The 8,041-nt window shown below is 40.8% G+C and carries 6 protein-coding genes; all 6 read right to left on the bottom strand.

Annotated elements, in window-relative coordinates; translation table 11 throughout:
* Positions 1-374 precede the first annotated feature (374 nt).
* The 6 genes from gyrA to dnaN all read right to left on the bottom strand — a co-directional run bounded on the left by gyrA (position 375) and on the right by dnaN (position 7,981).
* Positions 375-2,879 carry a DNA gyrase subunit A gene (gyrA, locus tag BA79_RS17150; protein ID WP_017359864.1) on the bottom strand — a complete coding sequence of 835 codons (2,505 nt, stop codon included), beginning with the start codon at positions 2,877-2,879 and terminating at the stop codon, positions 375-377.
* A gap of 233 nt (positions 2,880-3,112) precedes the next feature.
* Entirely contained in the window at positions 3,113-5,029 is a 1,917-nt protein-coding gene (gyrB, locus tag BA79_RS17145) for a DNA topoisomerase (ATP-hydrolyzing) subunit B (RefSeq protein WP_026050185.1), read from the bottom strand.
* Between the two features lie 57 nt (positions 5,030-5,086).
* Positions 5,087-5,332 (bottom strand): extracellular matrix regulator RemB, encoded by a 246-nt coding sequence (gene remB / locus BA79_RS17140; RefSeq protein WP_008360920.1) that lies wholly within the window; start codon positions 5,330-5,332, stop codon positions 5,087-5,089.
* Between the two features lie 17 nt (positions 5,333-5,349).
* Positions 5,350-6,462 (bottom strand): DNA replication/repair protein RecF, encoded by a 1,113-nt coding sequence (gene recF, locus BA79_RS17135; RefSeq protein WP_007497487.1) that lies wholly within the window; start codon positions 6,460-6,462, stop codon positions 5,350-5,352.
* Positions 6,463-6,478: 16 nt separating this feature from the next.
* Positions 6,479-6,694 (bottom strand): S4 domain-containing protein YaaA, encoded by a 216-nt coding sequence (gene yaaA / locus BA79_RS17130; protein ID WP_008347598.1) that lies wholly within the window; start codon positions 6,692-6,694, stop codon positions 6,479-6,481.
* A 150-nt stretch (positions 6,695-6,844) separates the two neighbouring features.
* Positions 6,845-7,981, bottom strand: coding sequence for a DNA polymerase III subunit beta (gene dnaN / locus BA79_RS17125; protein WP_008347596.1), 1,137 nt, complete (start codon positions 7,979-7,981; stop codon positions 6,845-6,847).
* Positions 7,982-8,041 lie beyond the last annotated feature (60 nt).

The following is an 8,041-nucleotide window of genomic DNA, read 5'->3' as shown; positions in this document are numbered from 1 at the left end:
CTCTCCGAAAAAGTACAAAACCGAAGTTTTGCTTTTCGCCAGTTTGACTGACTACCTATGATGTATCATAGGATTTTTTTATAAAAACTCGAATTAACAGGTACGTTTTGTCTTGTTTAGTTTTCAAAGAACTCGTTTGTCACTCTCTCAAAGCGACCACTTAAATATATCATATATCTCTATCAATAGTCAACATTTTTCTTGAAAAACATTTTATTTTTTAAGAAGTTTTTGTTATGAAAGAGATAAAAAATAGAGCCTCTTTTTGCTCCTTTGAAAGATTAACACATATCTATGAAAAAAGCATTATAAACTTCAAAAAAAATCATGTTTTTTCAAAAAAAAATAAAGCCGGTGAAAAACCGGCTTTATCTTTACTCAGATTGCTCTTGATCTGACTCTACATTTTCTACGTTTTCTTCACTATTCTCTTCATCGTCTTCTGGTGATTGTTCTACTAATGCCACTGTAGCGACATGTTCATCATCACCTAGACGGATCAGACGGACACCTTGAGTGACTCGGCCTGTTGTGGAGATATCTGAAACAGCCATACGGATGATGACACCACTACCTGTAATAATCATCAAGTCTTCTTCAGCTTCAGCGTTAGTCGCCTTCACTGCAACAAGCGGACCGTTGTTGTCAGTGATCTTGCACGTTTTCAGACCTTTACCACCACGGCTTTGGACACGATATTCTTTTTCAGGCGTTAATTTTCCATAACCTTTTTCAGTTACGATCAATACATTTGCATCTGGCTCAAGGATTTCCATTCCAACGACGATGTCATCCTCAGAAAGTGTGATCCCTTTAACTCCAGCTGCTGTACGTCCCATTTCACGAACATCTGTCTCGTCGAAACGAATGAGCATTCCTTTTTTCGTTCCGATGATGATTTGTTTTTCACCATTGGTTAAACGAACAGCCATCAATTCATCTTCATCACGCAGGCTGAGTGCAATCAAACCGTTGTTACGGATGTTTGCAAATTGAGACAATGACGTTCGTTTCGATACACCGTGTCTTGTTGTAAAGAAGAGATACGAATCTTCATCAAATTCGCTGACTGGAATAATGGCGTTTATCCACTCTCCCTTTTCTACTTCAAGAAGGTTAATAATCGGAATCCCTTTCGCTGTTCGTCCGAATTCAGGGATCTCATAGCCCTTCGCTCGATAGACCTTCCCTTTATTAGAGAAGAAGAGAATCGTATCGTGCGTAGATGTTGAGATCAGCTGTTCAACGAAATCATCTTCGTTGGTTCCCATTCCTTGTACACCTTTACCACCTCTTTTTTGACTGCGGTATGTTGATGCAGGCAGGCGCTTAATATAACCATTATGAGTCAGTGTGATCACAATATTTTCAACAGGAATCAAATCTTCGTCTTCGATTGTTTCTATACCCGCTGTCACAATTTCTGTGCGGCGCGTATCATTGAAGCGTTCTTTGATTTCTGTTAATTCTTCTCTAATGATTTCTAGAACTTTCTCATTGTCTGCTAGAATGGCTTTCAATTCAGCAATCAATTCAACAAGTCCTTTGTATTCATCTTCTATTTTCTCTCTTTCTAAACCAGTCAAACGCTGGAGTCGCATATCGAGAATGGCCTGTGCTTGTTTTTCAGACAAGCTATAGTTTTCCATCAAACCATTTCTTGCAATTTCAGCAGTTTGAGAGCCTCTAATTAAGGCAATGACCTCATCTAAGTGATCAAGTGCAATTCTTAAGCCTTCTAAAATATGAGCTCTTGCTTCCGCTTTACGCAATTCATACGCCGTTCTTCGACGAATGATCACTTTCTGATGCTCAAGGTAATATTCAAGACATTGTTTGAGAGACAACACTTTCGGCTGTCCATCAACAAGTGCAAGCAAGTTAATACCGAAGGACGTTTGAAGTGTCGTTTGTTTATAAAGATTGTTTAATAGAACATGGACGTTTGCGTCTCTTCGTAGTTCAATGACAATTCTCATTCCATTACGGTCAGATTCATCACGAAGATCTGTAATGCCATCAATCTTTTTATCACGGACAAGATCAGCGATTTTTTCGATCAAACGAGCTTTATTAACCTGGTAAGGAATCTCGTTGATGATAATGCGCTGCTTACCACTAGATGTTTCTTCGATATTTGACTTTGCACGTAATGTAATAGAGCCGCGTCCTGTTTCATACGCTTTACGAATACCGCTTCGGCCAATGATTTGTCCCGCAGTTGGGAAGTCTGGACCTGGAATGATGTCCATTAGTTCCTGTGTCGTCATTTCAGGATTTTGACTAATTGCCAATACCCCATCAATCACTTCACCTAGTTGGTGAGGCGGGATATTCGTTGCCATCCCTACAGCGATTCCAGTTGCCCCGTTCACTAATAAGTTCGGGAACCTAGCAGGCATAACGACTGGCTCTCTTTCACTGCCATCGTAGTTATCTTGATAATCAATGGTGTCCTTTGTGATATCACGCAGGATCTCCATCGAAATTTTAGAAAGACGTGCCTCGGTATAACGCATGGCTGCTGCACCGTCTCCATCGACAGAACCAAAGTTCCCGTGCCCTTCAACCAGCATATTACGATAGTTGAAATCTTGCGCCATCCGAACCATCGCTTCATATACAGCGCTATCACCGTGAGGGTGGTACTTACCGATAACTTCCCCAACGATACGAGCAGATTTCTTAAATGGTTTATCACTTGTCATACCTAGGTCATTCATCGCATACAAAATTCTTCGATGCACGGGCTTCAATCCGTCTCGCACATCTGGTAATGCACGCGAAACAATAACACTCATTGCATAATCTAAAAAGGACGTACGCATTTCATGGCTAATATTCACTTCGCGTACATTTGGTGTATGTTGTTCACTCACTATAAGAACCTCCCTTTACGTATCACATGAAATAAATTATGTGGGAGTAAAATATGTATTTATCTTCACAAGACTATTCTCCATTATATCAATAATCTTGCCTTTATACACATTTATTTACTAGAAAATCAACGAAACGTAGAAAACCAGGACATTCGTTTCACGCCCCTGTTTCTTGAAAAACAACCTTATTCCAAACAAGAAATAAGGTTGCTCTCAAGGGGGATACCTATCTAAATATCAAGATTTTTTACGTATTGTGCATTTTCTTCGATAAAGTTACGTCTCGGCTCTACTTTATCTCCCATTAGCATTTCAAAAGTCTCATCAGCATCGATTGCATCCTCAAGTGTAACTTGAAGAAGTGTTCTCGCATCAGGATCCATTGTTGTTTCCCAAAGCTGAGTAGCATTCATCTCTCCAAGACCTTTATAACGCTGAAGTCCAGGTTTCGGTGTTTGAGGCAGCGTTTTTAACAGTTCATCTAGCTGTTTATCGTTATACACGTATTCAACACGTTTTCCTTGCTGTACTTTATATAAAGGCGGCTGTGCAATATACACATAACCGTTTTCAATGATTTCACGCATGTAGCGATAGAAGAATGTTAGGAGTAGCGTCCGTATATGCGCTCCATCAACATCAGCATCAGTCATGATCACAATTTTGTGATAACGTGCTTTCTCTAAAGTGAAGTCTTCTCCGATTCCAGTCCCTAGCGCTGTAATCATTGAACGAACCTCGTTGTTAGATAAAATTTTATCTAGTCGGGCTTTTTCAACGTTTAGGATCTTCCCTCTTAACGGTAAGATCGCTTGGAAATGTCGATCACGACCTTGCTTAGCAGATCCGCCCGCAGAATCTCCCTCTACGATATAAAGCTCAGAGATGGAAGGATCTTTAGAAGAACAGTCTGCCAGTTTCCCAGGCAAGCTAGAGACTTCCAGTGCACTTTTACGTCTTGTCAGCTCACGTGCCTTTTTGGCAGCCATTCTTGCACGAGCTGCCATCACACCTTTCTCCACAATTTTCTTTGCAGCATCAGGGTTCTCTAAGAGGAATTTCTCAAGTGCTTCGGAGAAGAGGGAGTCGGTAATGGTTCTTGCTTCTGAGTTACCGAGCTTTGTCTTCGTTTGTCCTTCGAATTGAGGGTCTGGATGTTTGATAGAGATAATGGCTGTCAAGCCTTCTCGTACATCTTCTCCGCTCAAATTCGAGTCACCATCTTTGAATACGCCATTTTTACGAGCATAATCATTGATGACACGCGTCAGACCGGTTTTAAAGCCAGCTTCGTGTGATCCGCCTTCATATGTGTTGATGTTATTGGCGAAAGAATAAATATTGCTTGTATAGGAATCGTTGTATTGCAGTGCAACTTCAACGGTGATTCCGTCTTTTTCACCCTCGATGTAAACTGGTTCTTCATGAACGACTTCCTTCGAGCGATTCAAATGTTCTACATAGCTCTTAATACCGCCTTCATAGCAGTATTCGTTTCTTCGCTCTTTGCCTTCACGTAAGTCTTCAATGATGATGTTGACGCCTTTTGTTAAGAAAGCTAACTCACGTACACGGTTAGCAAGTGTGTCGTAATCAAATTCAATGGTTTCAGTGAAAATTTCTGGATCTGGCACAAAATGAGTCGTTGTCCCTGTTACATCTGTTTCACCAATGACCTCTAAATCTCCAACTGGAACGCCGCGTTTGAATTGTTGATAATGAATTTTTCCATCACGGTATACGGTCACGTCCAAGGTCGTAGATAACGCATTAACAACAGATGCCCCTACACCATGCAGACCGCCAGATACTTTATAACCGCTGCCGTCAAATTTACCACCAGCGTGAAGAACCGTCATAATGACTTCTACAGCAGGACGTCCCATTTTTTCGTGAATCCCAACAGGAATTCCGCGGCCGTTATCTTTCACTGTGATGCTATTATCTTTTTCAATTTGCACTGTAATGTCTGTACAATAACCAGCTAAAGCCTCATCAATACTGTTGTCGACAATTTCCCATACAAGATGGTGAAGTCCTTTTGCACTGGTTGACCCAATGTACATTCCTGGACGTTTTCTAACCGCTTCTAGTCCTTCGAGCACCTGTATCTGATTTTCATCATAACTATTATGTTGCTGTTCCATTGCCACGTACATTCACCTACACTTTTCTTAAACGATATATTTATATGAATTGAGCTTTTAGACTTCAATTTCAATCACAAATGAAGCACGTTTTTTGAGCGTGCTTGAGGAAAGAGGAGAGTAATACACGGATTCAGTTGTGACGACGATGGATTTGGGTGTCCCTTGTGACAACGAAATGATTTGTTCTTCTTGTTTTTGAAGAAATTCCTCTACAACAGAAGATGACCTCATTTTGTAATCAACAATTGCGACAATCTCTCGTGTAGAAACAACACAATCATCACCTAAATGAATATACAAGACTCACACCTCATTTATCAGTCAATTACTTTTCCACTGGCTACTCTGAAAATTTCCGCTTCTTTCAGGGTGGCGTGGTCGATGCCTTCAACACTCGTAGTGGTGACAAAGGTCTGTACACGTCCCTGAATGGTATGGAGCAAATGAGACTGTCTGTAATCATCAAGTTCAGATAAAACATCATCGAGTAGAAGAATTGGGTATTCACCGATTTCTTCATGAATCAGATCAATTTCTGCCAGCTTTAGTGAAAGAGCTGTTGTTCTTTGCTGCCCTTGAGAGCCATATGTCTGAACATCCCGACCATTCACAAAGAAAAGAAGATCATCTCTGTGAGGCCCCCATAGCGTCACCCCTCGGTCTATTTCTCTGTCTCTTAGTTTCTGAAACGATTCTTCATAGCTATTTTTTATTTTCGACAAGTCTGACGCTTCTGATACCTCTATGGCCGTCTGGTATTGGAGCGTGAGCGTTTCCAGCTCTCTTGAAATCCCAAAATGCAGCGGCTGCGCCCATTTTTCGAGCTGTTTCGTAAAAGTCAGTCGTCTTTTGACAACCTTCGCTGCCGCATCAATCAACTGCTCTGTTAAAATCTCCAGCATCGCTTGATCCGTTTGCTTTCTTGTTTGCAATTGTTTCAAGTAATGATTTCGCTGAGTGAGGATTTTTTGATAGAGCGATAAATCATGCAAGTAGACGGCAGACACTTGTCCAATCTCCATGTCGAGGAATCTTCTGCGGATTTGCGGGCTACCTTTCACAAGGCTGAGATCCTCTGGTGCAAACATGATGGTGTTCAAGGCACCAACATAATGACTGAGTTTCTGTTGTTCAATGTGATTGACCTTGCCCTTTTTTCCTTTTTTTGAGATCACGAGCTGCATGGGGAGTGGACCATTTTTTTTGATGACTCTACCTTCTATTTTAGCATAGTCTTCGTCCCATCGGATAAGTTCTTTATCATTTGACGTACGATGAGACTTTGCCATCGACAATACATAGATCGCTTCCATCAGGTTCGTTTTACCTTGGGCGTTCTCACCAATCATCACATTCACCTTATTGTCGAATTGAAGCTCGGTGTGTTCATAGTTTCGGTATGAAGTTAACGCCAGACTTTGAATGTACATGTATTGTCACCCGTTTCTAATTCACAACTTGAAATGTGCCGTGACCTTCTATCTCGACAACATCACCTGGGTATAATTTGCGTCCCCGTCTATTATCTGGCTCTTGATTGATGAACACCTCATGTTCACTTAAAAACCACTTCGCCATTCCACCAGATTGAATGACTTCGGCTAATTTCAAAAACTGCCCTAATGTAATCATTTCTGTTTCAATCGTTATCAGATTAGGCATTGTATCGACCTCTTTCAATATCACTAATATCTAATTGTACTAAAAAACAAGACAAGAAGGAAAGGGGGAAAGCGAACTGGGATGAAAGAAAGCTGAGGAAACGAGGAAAAAAGCTGCTGTGCGCTCACACAGCAGCCATTTTAGACCAAATTAATACGTTCTAACTGGAAGAATCAATTGCAAAATGGAATCATCATTTGGCGTTCGTAATAGGAATGGTCTCATTGCGCCAGTGAAACTGACATGAATCTCTGTTCCCTCTAATACTTTTAAAGCATCAAGCATATATTTCGGACTGAAAGAGATTTTGAGATCCTCCCCTTTAATGTCATCTGCTTGCACCGTTTCAACTACTTTACCGATTTCAGGCGAATTAGAAGAAATTTCAAGGCTTTGCGCAGGATCAGCAGAAAGCTTCACAACGTTGTTACGCCCTTCTCTTGCTAAAAGTGACGCGCGATCAATCGCTTGAAGGAATTCTTTCGTATTCACCACTACATCCGTTTTACTTTCTTGCGGAATGAGGCGAGCTGTATCTGGGTAATTACCATCCAGCAATCTTGAGAAGAACAGCACGTTCTGTGCTTTAAAGAGAACCTGTGTCTCCGTAATGACGATGCTCACAAGATCTTGTCCATCATCAAGAATTTTACTTAGCTCTGTTAAACTCTTTCCAGGAATGACCACATTGTACGAGCTTTCCTCGTTAATATCCAACTTCGCTTTTCTTAAAGCAAGACGATGACTATCCGTTGCTGTGCATATTAATTCACCTTTTTCAACCTTCCAGTTTACACCTGTCAAGATAGGTCGTGTTTCTGAGGTGGACACTGCGAAAACCGTTTGACGGATAAGGTTTTTAAGCAAATCTGTTGGAATTTGAAAAGCATGATGCTCTTCAATTTGTGGCAGATGCGGATATTCTTCAGCATCTAAGCCGTTTAAATTAAATTCTGCTGAACCAGAGCGGATGATGGTCAGATGATTTTGTTCTACCTCAATTTCGACAGTAGACATAGGCAGTTTCTTAACGATTTCGCTAAAGAAGCGGGCTTGCAGCACAATACTTCCTGGTCGATCAATTGTAATGACTTCTAAATCTCCATCTCTTTGAGGAATAAAAGATTCGATTGAGATATCAGAATCGCTCCCTGTGAGAGAAACCCCTTCGTCAGATGCAACAATTTTAATCCCTGTCAAAATAGGAATCGTTGTTCTAGAGGATACGGCCTTTAATACATCTTGGACACTTTCAACAAGACGATCTTTTTGAATCGTGAATTTCATAGTGGTCCTCCTAATTTTTCTTAATGACATGTATATATATTTATTTAATAAAAATCGTAG

Source organism: Bacillus altitudinis 41KF2b, from assembly GCF_000691145.1.
In the GTDB taxonomy this organism is placed as follows: Bacteria; Bacillota; Bacilli; order Bacillales; family Bacillaceae; genus Bacillus; species Bacillus altitudinis.
The sequence above is the reverse complement of the archived record's forward strand: the minus strand, read 5'-3'. Positions and strand labels throughout refer to the sequence as shown.

What these genes read in the sequence shown, in the direction of transcription:
- gyrB (WP_026050185.1), bottom strand. Translation starts at nt 5,029, where the DNA reads ATGGAACAGCAACATAATAGTTATGATGAAAATCAGATACAGGTGCTC.
- dnaN (WP_008347596.1), bottom strand. Translation starts at nt 7,981, where the DNA reads ATGAAATTCACGATTCAAAAAGATCGTCTTGTTGAAAGTGTCCAAGAT.
- recF (WP_007497487.1), bottom strand. Translation starts at nt 6,462, where the DNA reads ATGTACATTCAAAGTCTGGCGTTAACTTCATACCGAAACTATGAACAC.
- yaaA (WP_008347598.1), bottom strand. Translation starts at nt 6,694, where the DNA reads ATGCCTAATCTGATAACGATTGAAACAGAAATGATTACATTAGGGCAG.